This window comes from Gemmatimonas aurantiaca (genome assembly GCF_037190085.1).
In the GTDB taxonomy this organism is placed as follows: domain Bacteria; phylum Gemmatimonadota; class Gemmatimonadetes; order Gemmatimonadales; family Gemmatimonadaceae; genus Gemmatimonas; species Gemmatimonas aurantiaca_A.
In genome coordinates this window covers 97,628-114,165 of sequence record NZ_JBBCJO010000006.1, presented here as the reverse complement: position 1 = coordinate 114,165, position 16,538 = coordinate 97,628, and the positions used below count along the sequence as shown (strand labels likewise).

At 64.1% G+C, this 16,538-nt stretch carries 16 protein-coding genes and 1 pseudogene; 14 read left to right on the top strand and 3 right to left on the bottom strand.

The window, feature by feature from the left end:
• Positions 1–153 precede the first annotated feature (153 nt).
• Both WG208_RS10815 and WG208_RS10810 read left to right on the top strand, forming a co-directional pair.
• Positions 154–573: a hypothetical protein gene (locus WG208_RS10815; RefSeq protein WP_337171367.1), complete on the top strand. Its 420-nt coding sequence runs from the start codon at positions 154–156 to the stop codon at positions 571–573.
• Positions 574–995: 422 nt separating this feature from the next.
• Positions 996–1,196, top strand: a complete 201-nt coding sequence (locus WG208_RS10810; protein WP_337171366.1) for a hypothetical protein — start codon at positions 996–998, stop codon at positions 1,194–1,196.
• 262 nt (positions 1,197–1,458) lie between these two features.
• Here the strand turns inward: WG208_RS10810 and WG208_RS10805 are convergent, their stop codons facing one another.
• The 3 genes and pseudogenes from WG208_RS10805 to WG208_RS10795 form a co-directional block, all read right to left on the bottom strand.
• Positions 1,459–1,815 (bottom strand): transposase, encoded by a 357-nt coding sequence (locus tag WG208_RS10805; protein ID WP_337171418.1) that lies wholly within the window; start codon positions 1,813–1,815, stop codon positions 1,459–1,461.
• A pseudogene (locus WG208_RS10800) lies at positions 1,798–1,995 on the bottom strand (transposase zinc-binding domain-containing protein); the annotation flags it as partial. The pseudogene WG208_RS10800 and the gene WG208_RS10805, both read right to left, overlap by 18 nt.
• 21 nt (positions 1,996–2,016) lie before the next feature.
• Positions 2,017–2,160, bottom strand: coding sequence for a hypothetical protein (locus WG208_RS10795; RefSeq protein WP_337171365.1), 144 nt, complete (start codon positions 2,158–2,160; stop codon positions 2,017–2,019).
• A 235-nt stretch (positions 2,161–2,395) separates the two neighbouring features.
• Between WG208_RS10795 and WG208_RS10790 the strand changes: the two genes are divergently transcribed.
• The 12 genes from WG208_RS10790 (at position 2,396) to WG208_RS10735 (ending at position 16,521) form a co-directional block, all read left to right on the top strand.
• Positions 2,396–2,764: a DUF4180 domain-containing protein gene (locus WG208_RS10790; protein ID WP_337171364.1), complete on the top strand. Its 369-nt coding sequence runs from the start codon at positions 2,396–2,398 to the stop codon at positions 2,762–2,764.
• Between the two features lie 1,159 nt (positions 2,765–3,923).
• A complete protein-coding gene (locus WG208_RS10785; RefSeq protein ID WP_337171363.1) occupies positions 3,924–4,319 on the top strand; it encodes a VOC family protein in 396 nt (131 codons plus the stop codon).
• Between the two features lie 1,042 nt (positions 4,320–5,361).
• Positions 5,362–5,751, top strand: coding sequence for a GntR family transcriptional regulator (locus tag WG208_RS10780; RefSeq protein WP_337171362.1), 390 nt, complete (start codon positions 5,362–5,364; stop codon positions 5,749–5,751).
• Positions 5,752–5,789: 38 nt separating this feature from the next.
• A complete protein-coding gene (locus WG208_RS10775) occupies positions 5,790–6,704 on the top strand; it encodes an ATP-binding cassette domain-containing protein (RefSeq protein ID WP_337171361.1) in 915 nt (304 codons plus the stop codon).
• Between the two features lie 22 nt (positions 6,705–6,726).
• On the top strand, positions 6,727–8,523 hold the full coding sequence (locus WG208_RS10770; protein ID WP_337171360.1) for a hypothetical protein: 1,797 nt from the start codon (positions 6,727–6,729) through the stop codon (positions 8,521–8,523).
• 17 nt (positions 8,524–8,540) lie between these two features.
• Positions 8,541–10,607: an alpha/beta fold hydrolase gene (locus WG208_RS10765; protein WP_337171359.1), complete on the top strand. Its 2,067-nt coding sequence runs from the start codon at positions 8,541–8,543 to the stop codon at positions 10,605–10,607.
• Between the two features lie 31 nt (positions 10,608–10,638).
• The gene (gene lepB / locus WG208_RS10760) at positions 10,639–11,313 is read left to right on the top strand and encodes a signal peptidase I (protein WP_337171358.1); all 675 of its coding nucleotides are present in this window, start codon (positions 10,639–10,641) and stop codon (positions 11,311–11,313) included.
• 272 nt (positions 11,314–11,585) lie between these two features.
• Positions 11,586–12,917: a S41 family peptidase gene (locus tag WG208_RS10755; RefSeq protein WP_337171357.1), complete on the top strand. Its 1,332-nt coding sequence runs from the start codon at positions 11,586–11,588 to the stop codon at positions 12,915–12,917.
• A 683-nt stretch (positions 12,918–13,600) separates the two neighbouring features.
• On the top strand, positions 13,601–13,966 hold the full coding sequence (locus WG208_RS10750) for a VOC family protein (protein WP_337171356.1): 366 nt from the start codon (positions 13,601–13,603) through the stop codon (positions 13,964–13,966).
• Positions 13,967–14,245: 279 nt separating this feature from the next.
• A complete protein-coding gene (locus tag WG208_RS10745; protein WP_337171355.1) occupies positions 14,246–14,794 on the top strand; it encodes a GNAT family protein in 549 nt (182 codons plus the stop codon).
• A gap of 165 nt (positions 14,795–14,959) precedes the next feature.
• Positions 14,960–15,322: an abscisic acid-deficient protein Aba4 family protein gene (locus tag WG208_RS10740; RefSeq protein ID WP_337171354.1), complete on the top strand. Its 363-nt coding sequence runs from the start codon at positions 14,960–14,962 to the stop codon at positions 15,320–15,322.
• Positions 15,323–15,684: 362 nt separating this feature from the next.
• On the top strand, positions 15,685–16,521 hold the full coding sequence (locus WG208_RS10735) for a hypothetical protein (RefSeq protein WP_337171353.1): 837 nt from the start codon (positions 15,685–15,687) through the stop codon (positions 16,519–16,521).
• Positions 16,522–16,538: the final 17 nt, after the last annotated feature.

Genomic DNA, 16,538 nt, shown 5'->3' with positions numbered 1-16,538 from the left:
AATTGCTAGACAAAACGAGTCGCGAGGGATCGGGGACACCAATGGACTTACCGCCCATCGCCGCAACGTTCCCTCGACTGCAAGTCCGCTTTTTTCCAATACGCGCCGTGATGGCTCATTCTCAACTGCGCATGTTGCCCACACTCGCCATACATGGAAGCACTCGAAAGCAACATCGATCACGGTTTTCACAGCCTCAGTCGCGTACCCCACCCCCCAGCAGGACCTTCTGAAGATGAAGCCGAGTATTGCGCCGTGCGGAGCTATCGTGACTTCTACGACGCCCGCGAGGGTTTTTGTGTCCCGCAGGTCAACCACGAAGGCGAGCGCACCACCACCCTGTCGCCAGGCTTGTATCCATCGTTGAACGATGCGATCGGTCACTCTCACATCAGTATGCGGCTCGTACGTCATCCAACGCAAAGCCACCGCATCTGTCGCATAGGCATCAAAAATCGAACACGCATCCGTCTGGGTCGGAAGCCTCAGCCGCAGTCGGTCGGTTTCGATTGGATTGTGTTCCAGGCGTTCCAGGAGTTGCTGTCGACTTTCGTGAATAGACGTCATTTGTGAGAGACGGAATCGTTGATTGATTGAGTGTTTTTCGTCAACGGGGATGCAAGATAATCAGGATAGGAATTTCGAGTGCCCGATAGGAGTTTCAATCGGGGCGGGTCGACTCTCCGTCGAGTATAGGGCGCGATCGCCGACCGCGCGAGCACCGTCTGGCCGGCGGCGGCGTGCGCGCCGCTCGTTCGCGCGCCTCGACGACCGTGGGAACGGCAGTCACCGTGGGGAGAGCGATGCTGGCGGGGCCCTATCCGTCGCGCTGGTGGGATGGCCGCGCACGCTGAAGGTCCCCGCGGCGTGGCGGCGCGTCGGGGGCTTATTCACTTGACAGGCGGAGCGTCGGCGGACGGGCGCGGGACGCGCCCCGGCTCACGAGGCCCGTGTCGATGGAAGGCTCTGCGACTCGCGGGCGGCGCAGGTCCGGGGTGGGTAAGGATCTGGTCGATGACCGACGATTGCGTGATGAACGCGATGATGCGCATGACGCCGTGGCAGGTGGGACACGCGAGCGGGTCGATTTCGAAGATCTGCTCTGCAGCGGGGCCGCCCACCGGCGGGCGGCCTCGGTCGGCGCGAGTCGTGGCGCGGAGACGACGGCGGGCGGCGCAGAGGGGGGCTCGGCCTGACGCCGCAGCTCGCGCGGGCGGTTGGCATACCAGCCATAATACCGTGTCGTGAGATGCCCATTGTCCGGAATGTGCTCGATCACCCGAGCCCGAAACTCGAGCGGGTCGGCGGTCTCGGTCCCCGCTGTTGGCCCCTCCGACTTGTCGGAGCGATACGTCACCGCCTTTGCGGTCCGGTCATACGTGAGCCGCTCCAGCGCGACGGGATTCCGCGCGCAGTACCGGACGAGCCGGGTCGCGAACGTGCGATCGTTCTCGGGACTCACACGGCCATACGCACGTGGAACCCCGCATGCGGCCAGGTGAGCATGCCTGCCGCTTGGTCCTCGTCGAAGAGCTCGAGGTGCACGAAGAGCCGGAGCACTGCGCGGCGGAACACCTCGGTCAAGCGGGCGGTGTCATGCACCGGCCAGGACACGAACGTGCCGTCGGGCCGGAAGCCGCCGTCGGTCACGAGGAGATGGAGGTGCGGATGCCAGTTGGCCCGCGACCCATGCGTCTGGAGGCGCGCCACGATGCAGACGGCGACGCAGGCGATCTCGCCGAGCAGGCGGGGCCGGTACAGGCAGTAAGCGCGGAGCCGCTTCGGGATGGTGTGCACCACCTGCCCGTGTGGCATCGGCGCGAGCAGCGTGGTGTCCAGCCACTGCGTCCAGATCGCGAGGCGCTTGGCATGGCAACGCGGACAGAAGTAGCGGCAATTGCACAAGAACGCGAGCAGGTATTCGTGCGTGCATGCGTCGGAGCTGATGCGGGCGAAGCCGTGCTCCGACACGCCGCACGCGAGGAACTTGTCGGCGACCTGCGCGACGAAGGGGCGTCATTGGCCGTCGTCGCGCGCGAAGCGGTCGTCGTAGACCGACTGGAGGCAATGCAGGCGGTCGGGTACCAACCTAAAGAGCGGCGATGCCTGCGGGCGTCGGGACCGGTAGACACCGCGCGCCGCCGAGGCCGCGTCGGGCATCAGTGCTCCGGGACCGGGGAGCGCCGAGCATACGCCCGCCTCGGGTGTGGACCATCACCGTTGTGTTGCGCGACGGGCCGTTTCGACACAGCTTCCGCGTGGCGCCGGCCTAACGGTGCTTGCTGCAGACGGGCGTTTTCGGACGCGCGCTGCGCTCGCGATGCTGTGATCGCCCGCTGCAGAAGCCAGCGTTCGGTGGCTCACACGCATCTTCTTCCGAACAAACCCACGGGACATGTTTGAGCTGTTGGCTGCGGTGGACGAGGCGGGCGTCGTCGCGATCGAGGGGCCGCCGGGTCGACCGGTTCTGGCCGGCGCCGGCGATGTCGACCGCCTGCTGGAGGCCTGCTTCGGGGCGGACTGCGGCGCAGCGATGTTGCACGCGGAGAACCTGCCGTCAGCATTCTTCGACTTGAGCTCGGGCATCGCCGGGGCCATGCTGCAGAAGCTTCGGCTCTACGGGGTGCGACTCGCGGTGGTGCGCGGGCCCGGGGTGGGGGCGGCGAGCTCGCGCTTTGGAGAGCTGGTAGCAGAGGAACGGACGCGGCGCGACTTCGGGGTGTTCGCCTCGCGGGCGGAGGCGCGGGCGTGGTTGGCGGCGTGAGAGTGCCGGCGCCGCGACGCTGCCGCCCAACGACTCGTTGCCGCTGACAAAACGGGCCCCGTTCCCTGGGGCGCCCACCGCTCCGGGAGGCCCGTTTCGCAGCTGAACTCTGACGTCAGGTGTCCATGAGGATTGAATAGCTCTATGCACGTACGCTGTACGCTTTCTGCAATCCTGCTGGCATGTGCCGCAGCGTGTTTGCCGCCCGCCGCAACCAGAGTCGCCGCGTCGGTAGATACGCGCACTCCATCGGCGGTCATCACGCGTGATTTTGCACGCTTCGTTTTTCCGCACCAGCGACAGTCGCCGTGGGTAAAACCAGCGCCGAGCGAGCACTATCCCGGCGAGAGTGCATTCTACGCATGGTCTATCGACTGGCGGGTTCGCGCGGTCGGCGTAGATCCTCAGCAGATCATCGTCTCGAGGCGGTGGCCGACGCTACACCCTCCCGATGGTCCGTTGAGCGAAATCGTTCGTGAGGCGGAGGTCGAGGTTGGCACGTTGTGTATCCCCTGCGAACCAACCGCACTCACGATCTCTCGCGACAGCGTGTTCCGCGCGCCGGCCCTCACCGCACAGATGCTCGATGGAGCAGTAATCGTAACCGTGACTGGTCGCGCCGCCGTCTCGCGATTGTTTCGACACCGTCCCGATTCCGTTTGGTTCTCAATCTCCGCGCCTGATGGGCGGACTGACGATGTGACCGTTCATGTGAAGAAGCGCTAAGCCCTCTCGCCGCTGCCGACAGGGCAATTGGAGGAGCGCGACTGGCTCATTGCGTTCGCTTGTCGCATCGTTAGGAAGCCCACGACAGAATTACGCGTTAGCCAGCCCATCAATTTTCGTCGAGCAGCAGCTACTTCGGATGACCATCGACTCACCAAGCACACCGCCCGCTTCTCGCTCTCGCCCGGCCTGCGGTTGGGGATCGCCTTCGGCGCGCTCTTCATGGCCAGCCTGCTGTGGGCGGCGGGACTGCTCAAAATCGCGTTCCGGTAGTGGTCTCACGTCCGGCGGACTAACGTGTCGCTGAAGCCGACGGAGGCGCGCACCGCCCCTCGCGACCGCCGAGATCCCGCGTGCGCCTCCGCCGCTTGGCGTAGGCGTCAGCCCGACGTCCGTCGCGGGCGGTCTCCCCGAATTCCGTATACGTTACGATATGCCCGAAGCACTCCACGGTGAGAACCTCCAGGCTTCGCTCACGGTCCGAAGCCTCGAACGTAGCGCGAACTGGTACTGCGAAGGGCTCGGGTTTGTGGAAGACCGCCGCCATGAGCGCGACGGCCGTCTCGTGGCGATCAGCCTTTGTGCCGGGGCCGTGCGTATCCTGTTGACCCAGGATGACGGCACCAAAGGAGTTGATCGTCACAAGGGCGAGGGCATGTCGCTACAACTCACCACCCATGACAGCGTGGATGCCATCGCCGCTCGGCTCGTCGCCTACGGCGTCCGGCTCGACACCGAGCCGACCACGGCGCCGTGGGGCGTTCGCATCATACGCGTGCGAGATCCGGACGAGTTCCGCTGGACGATTTCGATGCCGGTTGCGGGCTAACCGCACTTGCACCGGCCGCCTCGCTGCGCTCGGCGCACGCGTTGGGTCTCGCTCTGGGCGGCGTCTGGACGCTGGTTGCAGCCGTCGTTCTCGGCCCGTGGATGGCTGCGTTCAGTTTTTCGGTTCTGTTGTGCTAGAGCGGCGGAGGCTTGGCGGGTGGAGTCGTCGCGGCTTGGCTCCAGCGACTGAGTTCATGGCCAATGGCTACTCGTCTGCAGCATCGTTGCTTGGGACGGTATGCGCGCGAATGCATACGCCTCCGCCCCGGAACACGCCATTCGTGTTGTGATCAAGCCAAACGCGACTGAAGTTGAGGTGAATCGCGTCTGGACCGATGTTGTCGGACGGCGAACCGGACATGGCGAAGAGCACTCCCTCCTGCCCGGTCTGAGCTCCGTCGGTGCCGATGTGTAAGAAGGGGAAAGAGCTGTCCTGGTTGCGCGATTCTGACGTGGGACACCCGAGCGCACTCGCGACAGCGTCATCGCCGAGATCGCGCGATCACCGCTCATTGTTCGCGTCGACACGGTCGCCGCACGCTAGCAGTCGTGCGTCGTCGCCTTCGTATCGGCGACGATCCCCTGTTTGCCAACGAACGTTGCAGCTGACAAAGGATTGCTATCGATTCGACGCCGCAGCGATCGCCGACGTTTATGTCGCCGCGTGGCGTACGACCTACGCTGGAATCGTTGCACAATCCTGCTCGAGCGTTCTATGAGCTGCTCGGTGCATGCCATCTCCATGACACTGAAATCACTATTGGCGGTCGGCCCGGTATGGCTGGTCCGACCTGCGCGTGCTTGCGCGCATCGGACAACTCGTTCTGCGCGGCGCGCTGCTGGTCCTGCAGTGCGGAGACGCTGTGCTTGCGGGTTTCCAACTCGTCGTTCGCCGCCTCATGCCTCGCGGCTGTGAGTTTCCCTGCACTGCCTTTGTCCTGGCCCTGCCCGTCCCCCCGCACTCCTTGACATACTCGTATTGTTTGTACTAGTGTGAGTAGTACAGTTAACACAAGGCTCGCATGGCCAGAACGCGCCCCCTGATGCTGCAGATCGCCACTGGCGATCCGCGGCCCATCATCAAGCAGATCACCGACGCGGTACGGGTCAAAATCGCCACCGGCGAACTGGAGCCCGGCGACCAGCTGCCCAGCGTACGCGGCCTGGCCCAGCAGCTGACCATCAATCCGAATACGGTGGCCAAGGCCTATGCCGAACTGACCACCGAAGGCTGGCTGGAGTCGCGCCAGAGCACCGGGCTGTTCGTGGCCTCGCCACGCCAGCGCCTCTCCGATGCGGAGCGCGAGCGCCGGCTGGACGCGGCCATCGACCGCTTCGTCCACGACGTGTTGCCATTGGGTTTCCCGGCCGACGAGGTGCAGACGCGGGTCGCCCACGGGTTTCAGCAGCTCGCTCCACGCAAGCGGGCCTGAACCCGCCGACCGTCCTCCTTCCTGCCGAGAAGACCGCCATGGGCGATCCCACCGACTACGTGATCGAAACGCGCGCGCTGAGCAAACGCTACGGGCGCAAGCTGGCGCTGGACAATCTCGACCTGCGCATTCCGCGCGGGCGCATCCACGCCATCGTCGGTGCCAACGGCGCCGGCAAGTCCACCCTGTTCCGCATCCTGATGGGCTTCATGCCGCCCACGGCGGGCCACGCCAGCATACTCGGCAAGGACAGCCAGATGCTCACGCCGCAGGACCGTAGCCGTATCGGATTCGTCAACGAGGAACACACGCTGCCCAATTGGATGCGCGTCTCGCAGGTGATGGCGATGCAGCGCAACCAATACCCGCGCTGGAACCAGCCAGCCTACGACGGCGTGATCGGGCACTACCACGTGCTGCCGGAACAGAAGGTCGGTCAGCTTTCGCGCGGCGAACGCGCCGGATTGAATCTGGCCCTCGCCCTCGCTCAGGGTCCGGAGCTGCTGGTGCTGGACGAACCGACCTTGGGCCTCGATGTGGTGGCCAAGCGCGCGTTCCTCGAGTCGCTGATGTACAGCAATGTCGCCGACGACTGCACCGTCGTGTACTGCTCGCACCAGATGGAGGAGATCGAACGTGTCGCCGACAACCTGATCATCCTCGAACGTGGTCAGTTGAAGCACATGTCGGCGCCAGAGGATTTCACCGCGCGGGTGAGCCACTGGGTAGCGGACGCGCCGTTCAAGGGCCCCGCCCCGCAGAGCGTGCCCGGCCTGCTGGAAGTGCAGCACCTGGACGGGCTGCAGCACTACCTGGTGCTGGACCAGGACGAAGGCTTCGAACGTTTTCTACGTGAATCCGGCGCGCGCAACGTGCAGTCGATGCCGGTGAGCCTCGATCGCGCGGTCAACGCTTTCCTGGCTAAGAACCACGCCGCGCCAGCCGCCGCCTGAGCGCACGACTCGAGAACATCACATGATCGATCTCTTCAAAGGCGAGCTGCTGCGCTTCCGCCTGTGGGCCGCTGTCGCTGCAATCATCAACGTCGTCGTGCTCGGCTTCCTCAGCCGCATGGTCGATATGGCGCAACAGCCGCTATTGGTCTACCAGGTGTTCGGCGCGGTGTATGCCGTGGCCGGCGCGCTGCTGGGCATGTACCAGATGGGCACGTACCGCAAGCCGAATCAGTGGCTCAACCTGCTGCATCGTCCGCTGCACCGCTGGCAGATCGCGGGTGCATTGGCCGGTGCCAGTGCAACACTTCTGCTGCTGGCGACCGCGCTGCCGATCGCGCTGGTCGCGCTGTATCAGGAAACGATGACCGCGCGTGTGGTCGACCTGCGCCACTGGCTGATTCCGTTGGCGACATGGCTGATCGCGGTGTCCAGTTACCTCGCCGGCGCGTACGCGATGGTGGGCAACCGCCGCTATTCGTTCGCCGCCTTCCTGGTGCCGGGTCTGTTGATCCATGCGCAGGCCTCTGGCGTGGCGATGCTGGCCGTGCAGTGTGTGGTGCTCGCCTTCCTCGCGGCGATGCTGGCGATCGCGTTCAAGCCGGATCCGGCCGCGCCGTCGCGCAATCCCGCTGCCGTGCTCGCGATCGCGCTGCCCGTGCAACTCGGCGCGTACTTCCTGGTGTGGATGTTGGGTTACGGCGTGGAGTTGCTGTGGACCGTGACCGGCTCGCATCCGCTCAACATGCCCGCGCCGCCGAAGGGTGGTTACACCGAAGCGGACCGCGCGAAAGGCAAGGACGTGCTGCTGCTCGGCCTCGAGAGCAGTCGCGATCCGGAGGCCGCGCTGTGGCGCGAGCAGGTCGCGCTGTCCGATGTGTACACGACGTATCCGCTGCGCACGCTGCCGGTACAGGGTAGCATGACCAATATCTCGCCGTTGGAATTTGGAGACGGCGACAACAACCTGTGGTTGGTGTACAGCCACGATCGCGCGCGCTTCGTCACCCGCGGCATACGCGATCAGCGCCGGATCGGTGAGATCGGCGTGGGTGAGGAACAGGCCGCGTTCCCGGGTCCGACCATGCCGCATGGCGCGATCTACCTGTACAACGCGCACGCCGCCTACGAGTACGACAGCGAGCAGCGGCGCGTGTTCGAGCGCTTCCGACTGCCGACGGGCGAAGTGATGGCCAGTCCGCCCGAGCCGGCCGGTGACAACATCGTGGTGCTCAGCGACCGTGCCACCTATTTCTATCCGGGCCGCGAGGCGATGAATGGACTCGACCTGCTGCAACCGCTGATGCGGGTGGCGATGCCGGGCCCGGTCGGCAATCTCGGACGGATGGACGTGATCGAGCTGCTGGACGGGTACCTGGTGTCCTACACCTACACGTGGGGCGTGTGGAGCGGCGAATTGCAGTATCCGTATCAACAGGTGCTGCGCGTGGACGGCCAGGGCAATGCCCGTGAAGTCGCGCGCCGCGCGCTGTCGATCGACCTGCCGTCGCTCTACACCAATCGCAACACCTGGCTCTCGCCGGTGCTGCGCGCGCTCAGCCTCGGCGCGCAGGATCTGTTCGCGGCGAAGGATCCGCTGCGCGCGAAACCACAATCGATGCCGATGCCGGTGCTGTGGCTCGCTGCTGTGTGCGGTCTGCTGTCGCTGCTGGGCGCGACGTGGTTGACCGGCCGGCAGAGGCATTCACCACGCGGTCGCTGGGGCTGGGTGTTGTTGTGTGGCGTGGTCGGCTTGCCGGCGCTGGTCAGTCTATGGCTCATGTATCCGCGGCGCGAAATCCTGCCGGTTTCTGCATGAGCAGGAACGGAAAGACGATGACGACGTTCCGAACCTTGTGCGGCACGCCAGTGCTGTGCGTTCTGCTGCTTACACCGCGTGTCTTGCCAGCGCAGGCCGCTGAGAGTCTGCGCGCTGCGGAAGCCGCTCAACGCGAACTGCCGCGCGCGCCACGCTTGCCGCGCACGGCGTTCCTCGAAAATCGCACGCTGGTGGCCGCCGAGCTGTCGCCGGCCGGCGATGCGGTGGCGTACCTGCGCGAGCAGAAGGATTCGCGCGAGCTGTGGCTGCTATCGGCCAGCGGCGACAACCCGCGCCTGCTGGTCGGTAGCACCCAGGCCGAAGAGGTGATGTGGTCGCGCGACGGCCGCTGGTTGTTCCTGCGCGCTTCGCGTGTGCTCACCATCGTGGGTGCCGATGGTCGCACCGGCGTGCGTGTGCCGCTGGGCGGCCGCGAACGGCGGCGGGTGATCAAGCGCGATCCCTCGCAGCCGGCTGCGGTGCTGCTGGGCGAACGCGTCGCCGCCGGCACCGGCGAACGCTGGCGCGTGGTGCGCATGGACGCGCACGGCAAGCGCACCCTGCTGCGCGAGGATGCGCGCTGGATCCATGACGTCGCGCTGGACGCACAGGGCCGCGTCGTCGCGCTGACGCGTTTCGAAGGTGCATTCGACGTGCTGTATCGCTTGCGCGCGGACGGCGAACTGCGTGAAGCGCTGCGTCTGGAACCGATGCAGCGGTTGGATCTGCTGACGGTGCGCGCCGACGGCAGCCTGCTGATGACCGGCAATCCCGGCGGTGGATCCGATGGGAATTTCCGCCGCGTGATGCGGTTGGACGCGAACGACATGTTGCAGACGCTGCATCGGGATCCGCGCGGCGAGGCCGACCTCGATGAGGTGGTGGTCGATCCGCGCACCCAGGAGCCGCTGGCAGCGAGCTACCGCAGCACCATTGCCGCGACCTACGGCATTGGCGAAGCGCAGGCCATCGTCTCTGACATCGCGAAGAAATTCCCGGGCCGCGACATCGCCCTGCAAGCAGGCAACGGCCCGTCCGCGCGCTGGCTGGTGAGCGAACGCGCGCCGACCCTGCGCGATCCACGCTGGTACCTGTACGACCCGCGCAACGGGAATCTTCGGCGCATCCTCGACGACCCCGGTATCACTGCTGGTTCGCCGAAGGAAACCGCGTTGGCGCGCAAGCTCGCCATTGCCTACACCGCGCCCGACGGCACGCGTGTGCACGGCTTCGTGCTGCTGCCCCCGGGCGTGGACGCCGCGCGCGCGCCACTCATCGCGCAGGTGCACGGTGGCCCGATCAACCACTTCCGCGCCGGCTACGACGGCACCGCCCAGTTCCTCGCCAACCGCGGCTACGTGGTGTTCCAGTCGAACTTCCGCGGTTCCACCGGGCATGGACGCGCGTACACGTTCGCGTCGAACGGCGACTACGGCAACGGACGCGTGCAGCAGGACATCGTCGAGGGCGTGCGCTGGCTGCTGGCGCAGGGCATCGGCGACAAGGACCTGGTCGGCATCGTCGGTCATTCGTTCGGTGGCTATTCCACGCTGCTGGGCCTGACCTTTCAGCCCGAGCTGTTCAAGGTCGGCGTGGCCGGTTCACCGCCAGCGGACCTGGGATGGACGATGCGTTGGCTGGTCGAAGTCGGCGACCAGGGCGATCTGCCGGATCGTTCTCTCAAGCACACGCTGGCGGCGCTGTCACTGGATGCGACCGATGCTGCGACCTATGCGCGTCTGCATGCACAGTCGCCGTTGGTGAACGCCGCAAATATGCAAAGGCCCCTGCTGATCATGGCCGGTGGCGCCGACCGCACGGTGGCGATCCGTGAAGTGCTGCACTACGCTGCAACGTTGCAAGCGACCGGGCGCCCGCTCAGCCTGCTGGTCGAACCTGGCGGTGGGCATTCGCCGTCGGATCCGGTGCCGCGCGAAGCCTACCTGTTCGGCATGGAAACCCTGCTGCAGACCCACCTCGGTGGCGCAAAGCCGGACGCGCCGGGCCAGCGCCTGCGCGCTTACCTCCGCGAAAACCTGCGACTGGCCGGGCCGGAGTTCCGCGAATTCGCCGGGCAGCAATAGGTGGCCACGGGCAACGTCTCCCGCATCTCGAATGACTTCGTCGATCGTCGCTGCAGGAGCTCCCCGGGACGGCGAGTTCCACTCCCGTCGCTGGGCCGCCGTACTCTTGAGTATTCTGCTACCGGGGCTTGGGCACCTCTACCTCGGACAGCCACGGCGTGCGATCGTCGTGTTCATCGTCCTTCAGGCGTGGGTCGCCGCGCTTGCCTCCCTGATGGTCGTGGCCCCGACAGCCCCGCTCCGCTTCGCGCTCCTCGTCCTGCTGTTCGCGGGCGCCCTCGCCGTTCTGATCAAGCGCCACATCCTCGAGGCCTACCGGTTCCCCGGTGAGGCAATGGCGCCGACGATCCTGCCGGGCGACTTCCTCATGCGGGACTTCCAACTCATCGTGAATGGCGTGCCGGCGCGCGAACCCTACCCGCACGCCGCAAGGGGGGACGGCAGCCTGACCGCCCCGGAGTTTGAGTGGCAGCGCCGCCACTTGCTTGGTGGGGCCGACCCGGCGGCCTACCGCCCGACGTACGGCACATGGGGACCGTTGGTGGTCCCGGACGGCGCGTACTTCCTTCTCGGGGATGACCGGGCGAATAGCCTCGACAGCCGCCATCGGGGGTTCATCCCGACCGAGGCGCTCGTGGGTCGCCCGGTGTGGATCTATTTCTCGCGCGACCCCGACACCGGTACCATCCGATCCCGCGCAAAATGACCGACTACGACCTCACCGATATTGCCGCTTGAGTTCGATGCCGGTATCGCCGCAGTGCAGCAGTTCGCAGCCACGCACCACCCGTCGCCTGTCGTCGAACCGATCAGTCTCTTCGAGCCTGCGGAACGAGCTCCTCTCGCCGCGGTATAACGGCCGTTACAGTTGACAAGCGATTTAAGGATTGCGCATGCTCCGCATTCGTTTCTATTTGACCCACTTGCAACTGAACTCGCGCGTTAAGCCGCAACATACTATCAAGGAACGCTTGAAACATGACGACCTGGTTCTTCCGCGCGCGTATCCGCCATGCAGCATCCATTGGCGTGCTTCTGATGTTGCTCCCGATTGGCCGACTTGTCGCGCAAGCACCTGCGCCGAAACTCGGAGCGAAGGAGCGAGCCTCCGCGCTTCAGGCAATCGAGCGAAGCATCGACAGTATCTACGTCTTCCCTGAACTCCGTCCGAAGATCATCGCGCGGCTAGAACAGTCGAGACGTAGCCATCGGTATGACGTCTCGGATGCGGCACTCTTCGCGCAGCGGATCACGGAGGATCTAGACGCGGCGGCGCATGACGGCCACCTCTATCTCATGAACGATCCTGAGCAGTATGCCGCGTTGAGCGCGCCGCCGGAGAGCTCAAATGGCTTGGATGCCTACCGCGAGGCTATCGCGACGCGCAATCACAGCGGGCTCACCAAACTCGAAATACTGCCGGGCAACATTCGCTACTTGCGATTGGAGCATTTCCAATGGATCCCCGGTGCAACGCAAGTCGCGTATGACGACGCGGGACGTTTTCTGAAGGACGGAGACGCCGTAATTATCGACCTGCGAGGCAATGGTGGCGGTAGCAGCGACGCCGCGGACTACTTCTCCAAGACGTTTCTTCCACCCGATCGCGATCCTGTTCGAGCTTTACTCCCACAGTCGCGCGAGCGCGACCCGCGCTGGCAAGGCAAGCCGCTTTACCTTCTGGTCGATGGCGGCGTTGTATCCGCGGCCGAAGCCGTCTCCTACGGTGCTCAGCAAGAGAAAACGGCGATCATCGTCGGGAGCACGACCTATGGTGCAGCCAACAACAACAAGAAAATTCCGATCGCGCCAAGGTTCGTGCTGAGCGTGTCGTACAATCGTCCCGTACATCCCATCAGCGGCACAAATTGGGAGGGTGTCGGCGTGAAGCCCGACATCCCCGTCGCCGGCGCCGCCGCCTTGGACGCGGCCGAATTGGACGCGCTTGATCGCTTGCAGGCCGGCGCGAACGTGCCGGCGGAGCGGCTTGCTGAGTATCGCTGGGCGCGTGTTGCGATCCAGGCGAGGCTCCATCCCGTCCAGGTAGGTGCCGAGCAGCTCGAAGCCATGGCAGGCACCTACGGTACGATCGTGCTGAAGAACTCCCCCGCGGGGTTGCGTTTCTTTCGCGCGGACCGGCCGAAGCGGCCGCAAGGAGTTCTCATGACGCCGCTCGACGGAGAGGGCCTGTTTGGCATCGATGGCTACGATGACCTGCGAGCACGCGTCACGGCGACGGGTATCGTGTTGTTTCACGGGGCACCGGACCAGCAGGAAGTCTTTCCCAGAACCGGTTCATCCTCGCTCTGACGTTCCCGAAAGCCCACTTTGACGTGCCGCCAGAGTTCTTGCCAGTCTCAGCTGCATACGCCTCAACGCACTGCTCCGTGTGGAGCATTCCAATAGCGATATCCGAACAGAATGATCCAGTAACCCAGAGGGAGGGTCGGTGACTCGCCGACACATTTTTCTGCGCGGAATGGTAGCTGGACTGTTGCTTGGCCTGATCGGTCAGGCGATGAACTGGCTGTACTCCGCTCACCCCGACGCGAGCGAACTTCGACGTCTCGCTGTGATCGCACAGGCTGTAGGAAGCGCCATCGGGATCCTGTGGCTCGCGCGAGGAATTCCAGTGGAGACGGACATCGGACACGGTATCCGTTCGGACGTCGGCGATGCCAATGAGCCGCCGAAGGTACTCTACGAGCCTGATGCTGTTGAGGGTCGCCATATCAGGCCCGGTCGCAGTCCCTCGTCGGTACCTCGTGGCCGTCTTTCCTAGATTGACAGCACGTTAGCAGAACGGGTTGCTGCTGCCAGTGGCCGGCTCATTGTGTTCGCTGCCCGCACTACGATGAAGCTCCCGCGGCGAAGCTTCGCGTTCGGCAGCCTCTCGGTCGCTGGCGTATCACTGCGTTTGCCTGCCGCATTGGAGGAGGGCCTCGCAGCAGGGCGCGGCATTCAGATACATCGTCAGCACTTCTGGAGATCATATGCAGGTCAAGAGGATCATCGCGAACATTCCGGCATCCGAGCCGTCCACGGTCGACGAGTTCTACCGGAACGTTCTCGGCCTCGATCTTGTTATGGATCATGGGTGGATTCGCACATATGCAGGCGTCGCCCAGATGACGGTCCAGATCAGCTTCGCGAGCCAGGGTGGCTCCGGCACGCCGGTGCCTGATCTGTCCATTGAGGTGGATGATCTCGATGAAGCATTGCGTCGTGTTCACAAAAACGGGATTCCCGTGGAATACGGTCCCGCCAGTGAGCCGTGGGGTGTCCGCCGGTTCTATGCAAGAGATCCGCTCGGCAGGCTCATCAACATTCTTCAGCATGAAGAGTCGGTTGCGCCCTGACCATCGTTCAAGCCGGCGCCCTGAAGAAAGTCGCATAGTGCGCAGTCTGCTCTGTATGCACTCCAGAGGTGTGCGATATCGCGTTCGTTCCGAAGACCCTGAATTCGTCAACTTCGTGTTGTTGCCGGTGGTGGCCAAAGGAGTGCGGCCCATTGCCCGTTGTGCTCGTGCGCCGCAACCTTTGATGAGCCGCTGCGGAGCACCGCGAGCGTTACGTGACTTGCCGAGCTCTCTGATTCCATGACGGACATTCCTCATCTCACAACCCGACGGCTGCTATTGCGACCGTTCCGCCTGAGCGACGGTCCGAGCGTTGAGCGTCTGGCAGGGATGCGCGAGGTCGCGGATACCACGCTGATGATCCCGCATCCGTATCCCATCGGAGGTGGCTCGCTGTGGATCGCCGACCATGCCGCGGCCTGGGCACGCCGCGAGAATCTCACGCTCGCCGTCTGCGCACACGCGTCTCCGGATGAACTGATCGGCGCCATCAACCTTCACATGTCCCTGACACACTCTCACGGTGAGATTGGCTACTGGATGAGCGTCATGAACTGGGGACACGGCTTCGCGACGGAAGCCGCCAAGGCACTGGTCGGATACGCGTTCGACACGGTCGCGCTCCATCGCGTACAGGCACGTCATTTCACGCGCAATGTGGCCTCCGGGCGGGTTCTGCAGAAACTGGGGATGCGCCGGGAAGGTGTTCACCGCGACGCGTTTCGCCGGTTTGGCCGTTTCGAGGACGTTACGGTCTACGCGGTGCTCGCCTCCGAATGGAACGGAGCGCCAGAGGACCCTCGGTCCGAACTACCGAACGATCGTTGAAGCCTCGGGATGAGCTCCTGGGGATCTTCAGGCGTCTTGCAGAGTGGGCGTTGTCGTGATACCCGGCTCAGGGCGCCCTACACTCGGTGATATCGTCGCGGAATCGGTTGGCGCATAACTTGGCGCTGGGCTGCCATCCTCCTCCTCCTCCTTCACACTTTCCGTATGCGCCGCAACTTCTGGCTCGGGGCTGCCGTAGCCTTTTTTGTCTGGGAGAACATTGCAATCACCCGGTGGTTCGCCGCTCACCCCTCTCTGCGCGAAGGGCTTGCTCATGCCTGGGCGACTCTTCAGCAAGACGGGTTGATCCAGCTCGTATGGATCGACATGACCGTGTTCACTCTCGCAGCACTTGGCTGGATGTGGCAAGACGCCACCGCCCGCCATGTGTCCCGACTCCACCGCACGGCGTGGCTTCTGGCGACGGTGATTTTCGGGTGTCCTGGTCTACTCATCTACATCGCCTTTCGATCGAATTACCGCCAAGCGGATCATTCATCCCCCAGCCCGACGCGGACGGTCCAATGAACATTGCTGCTGCGAGAGGGGCGCTATTGAGGTGTGCGGGCTCCGTGCGAACGTCTATCTGTGAATCCTTTGCTGCTGACCGCGGGTGTCAATCGCACTAGTCTGTCGCGGACCTGGCGGCCGATTGGCGTAACCGGTTCGGTGAGCTTGGGAAAGGCGCGAGAGCTGGACCGAGTCATTCGCAGTCTTGTCTGATCAGCAGGTCAGAAATCGTCCCCCCCCCGCAATGCTCCGAAGATGTGGGGCCAGCGAGAGCCCGGCACACAGCGCCCTCCATTTCTCCCCATCGGGTGTGCTTTCCGGGAAAGCGAACGCCACGTGTATGCTGGTGAGTTTCGGGACGAACTCACAAGTTTGTTCGCATGACAAGTATCACTGAGATGGAACAATCCCTGAACCCGACGTCGGGTACGCACCCAATCGTCGATCTCGATGCATTGGATCTCGAAAAGGATCGCCGGGTTGCACGGGCGACGATGCTGCTCCTGCTGGCGCCGACGCTCTGGTTTGCGCGAACCGACATCACGGTCGCCGCACAAAGCAGCGAATTGCTCAATCTGCGAGTACTGACGCGCGTCGTGTTCCTGGGCGCACTGCTTTTTGGCGCGTGGCGTCTCACCCGACTGCGAGACCGCGCCCAGTACGTACGCACGTTGCTATCGGTCAGCCTGATCACCGCGATCTGCATCTCGCTTCTCAACCTGCTGCGCCTCGAAGGCAGTACGTTGCCGCTCCGCACGCCACTCATGTGGCTGCTGGCCTACTACGCTGGTCTCGTCAACCGCCCCGTTCTCCAGCTCATTCCTCCACTATTCATCTCCACCAATCTCATTCTCCTCCGGTTGTTCTGGGTGAGCAGTGGTGAATCGGGGACGATCGATGGCGACATCCTCGTCATCGTCGTGATGAACGCGATCGGCGCGTTGCTGGTGTGGTACCGCAACGAGACGCGCGTACGCGGGGCACAGCTGTGGAAGGCCGAACGTCGCGTTCGTGCGTCACTCGAGAAGGCGCTGGCAGAGCTGAAGCAACTGCGTGGCATCATCCCCATTTGCGCACACTGCAAGGAAGTGCGGACAGAGTGTGGGAACTGGCAAGCCCTCGAGGTATATGTTCGTACACACACCGACGCAGATTTTTCGCACGGCATCTGTCCGGAGTGTGTGGTGAAGCACTATTCCGATCTGTTCGCCGAGTAGGGAGCGCAGCGCATGGA

Bases quoted from the DNA above. Each gene is read 5' to 3' on its own strand.
- WG208_RS10815 (WP_337171367.1), top strand. From the start codon at position 154: ATGGAAGCACTCGAAAGCAACATCGATCACGGTTTTCACAGCCTCAGT.
- WG208_RS10805 (WP_337171418.1), bottom strand. From the start codon at position 1,815: ATGCCACACGGGCAGGTGGTGCACACCATCCCGAAGCGGCTCCGCGCT.
- WG208_RS10795 (WP_337171365.1), bottom strand. From the start codon at position 2,160: ATGCCCGACGCGGCCTCGGCGGCGCGCGGTGTCTACCGGTCCCGACGC.
- WG208_RS10790 (WP_337171364.1), top strand. From the start codon at position 2,396: ATGTTTGAGCTGTTGGCTGCGGTGGACGAGGCGGGCGTCGTCGCGATC.
- WG208_RS10785 (WP_337171363.1), top strand. From the start codon at position 3,924: ATGCCCGAAGCACTCCACGGTGAGAACCTCCAGGCTTCGCTCACGGTC.
- WG208_RS10780 (WP_337171362.1), top strand. From the start codon at position 5,362: ATGCTGCAGATCGCCACTGGCGATCCGCGGCCCATCATCAAGCAGATC.
- WG208_RS10775 (WP_337171361.1), top strand. From the start codon at position 5,790: ATGGGCGATCCCACCGACTACGTGATCGAAACGCGCGCGCTGAGCAAA.
- WG208_RS10770 (WP_337171360.1), top strand. From the start codon at position 6,727: ATGATCGATCTCTTCAAAGGCGAGCTGCTGCGCTTCCGCCTGTGGGCC.
- WG208_RS10765 (WP_337171359.1), top strand. From the start codon at position 8,541: ATGACGACGTTCCGAACCTTGTGCGGCACGCCAGTGCTGTGCGTTCTG.
- lepB (WP_337171358.1), top strand. From the start codon at position 10,639: ATGACTTCGTCGATCGTCGCTGCAGGAGCTCCCCGGGACGGCGAGTTC.
- WG208_RS10755 (WP_337171357.1), top strand. From the start codon at position 11,586: ATGACGACCTGGTTCTTCCGCGCGCGTATCCGCCATGCAGCATCCATT.
- WG208_RS10750 (WP_337171356.1), top strand. From the start codon at position 13,601: ATGCAGGTCAAGAGGATCATCGCGAACATTCCGGCATCCGAGCCGTCC.
- WG208_RS10740 (WP_337171354.1), top strand. From the start codon at position 14,960: ATGCGCCGCAACTTCTGGCTCGGGGCTGCCGTAGCCTTTTTTGTCTGG.
- WG208_RS10735 (WP_337171353.1), top strand. From the start codon at position 15,685: ATGACAAGTATCACTGAGATGGAACAATCCCTGAACCCGACGTCGGGT.